This is a genomic window from Mucilaginibacter sp. SG538B (genome assembly GCF_013376065.1).
In the GTDB taxonomy this organism is placed as follows: Bacteria; Bacteroidota; Bacteroidia; order Sphingobacteriales; family Sphingobacteriaceae; genus Mucilaginibacter; species Mucilaginibacter rubeus.
This window is the reverse complement of the sequence record NZ_JABMJI010000021.1, coordinates 1-1,410: the sequence shown is the minus strand read 5'-3', so window position 1 is coordinate 1,410 and position 1,410 is coordinate 1. Positions and strand designations below refer to the sequence as shown.

Sequence of the window (1,410 nt, the reverse complement as noted above, 5' to 3'; positions counted from 1 at the left end):
ATTTGTCTTGTCCTGAAATAGGTTTACACATCAGTAAACAAAAATGGAAAGATATTCAAAAGTGTATGGGAGTAAATGGCAGAGCCAGTACAGTGAGGAGTTTAAGCGAAAAATTTGCCAGGAATATTTAACGGGAGATGAAGGCCTGAGCTTTCTTGAGCGGAAATATAATTTAGGGAATAGCCGGATTTCAGCCTGGTTAAAATCGTTTGGCCTGGAGAAAAAAAGGCCGGTTTATGTATCTTCGTGTATCATGCCAGCAAAGAGAGATCCGGATATCCAGCCTGAAGATAGTGCATCAGTTAAGTTGCTGAAAAAGCAACTGGAAGATGCACTTCTGGAAAAGGAGCTTTATCGTAAAATGATAGAGGTTGCTGAAAGAGACCTGAAGATCAATATCCGAAAAAAGTCCGTTACCAAGTAATCCGTGAGACTAAAAACAGCTATCCCAGGGTAAGCCTTGGAAAGTGCTGTTGTTTACTTGGTATTACCCGACAAGCTTATTATCAACACTTTTGGCAGGCAGAAGCAATTAGTTTCGAACAGGAGATTATATTAAATGAGGTAAGGTATTTAAGGGCTATACATCCCGCTATGGGAGGCAGGAAGCTCTATGTCTTATTACAGGCGTTTTTGCTTGAGCATCAAATAAAGATGGGCAGGGATGCTCTTTTTGATCTTCTTGCTGCACATCAGTTATTGGTACGGAAGAAAAGGCGAAGGGTTTATACCACCCAATCTTTTCACTGGTTAAAAAAGTATCCCAACTGTATAAAAGAAATAATCCCTAATAAAGTAAATGAGATATGGGTATCAGATATAACCTATTACAGAACAACTCAGGGCTTTGTATATATAAGCTTTATCACAGATGCATATAGCAGGAAAATTGTTGGTTATCATGCTGCAGATACATTAGAAGGTGTTCATACATTAAGCGCTTTACAAATGGCCCTCAAAGAAAATAGGCAACCAATAACCGGCTTAATACATCATTCAGACAGAGGTGTTCAATATTGCAGTTATGATTATGTAAAGCTATTACAGGACAACAACATAATCATTAGCATGACCGAGAATGGTGATCCTTTAGAAAATGCTATTGCCGAAAGGATTAATGGAATTATGAAACAGGAATACCTGGAACATCAGAGCCCGAGTACCAAAGAAGAGGTAATGGAACTATTAACCAAGTCTGTAAAAAGCTATAATAACCAAAGGCCACACATGAGCTGTAATATGCTCACCCCTGAGTTTGTGCATCAAAATAACATAGAAGTGGAGCGAACATGGAAAAGTTATTATAAACCTCAAAATGTGATTTTGTAAACCTATTTTAGGATTAATTAATATTGTAAACGTATAACAGGATTTAGCAGTTAAACTGTAAACTTTTTTTAGGACGAGACA

The 1,410-nt window shown here is 37.6% G+C and carries 2 protein-coding genes; both read left to right on the top strand.

Features of this window, described 5'->3' with window-relative positions:
- Nucleotides 1-43 precede the first annotated feature (43 nt).
- The gene (locus FHW88_RS29975; RefSeq protein ID WP_090528094.1) at nt 44-424 is read left to right on the top strand and encodes a hypothetical protein; all 381 of its coding nucleotides are present in this window, start codon (nt 44-46) and stop codon (nt 422-424) included.
- On the top strand, nt 424-1,329 hold the full coding sequence (locus FHW88_RS29970) for an IS3 family transposase (protein ID WP_317171397.1): 906 nt from the start codon (nt 424-426) through the stop codon (nt 1,327-1,329). The genes FHW88_RS29975 and FHW88_RS29970 overlap by 1 nt, the downstream gene beginning before the upstream one ends.
- The last annotated feature ends 81 nt before the right edge of the window (nt 1,330-1,410 follow it).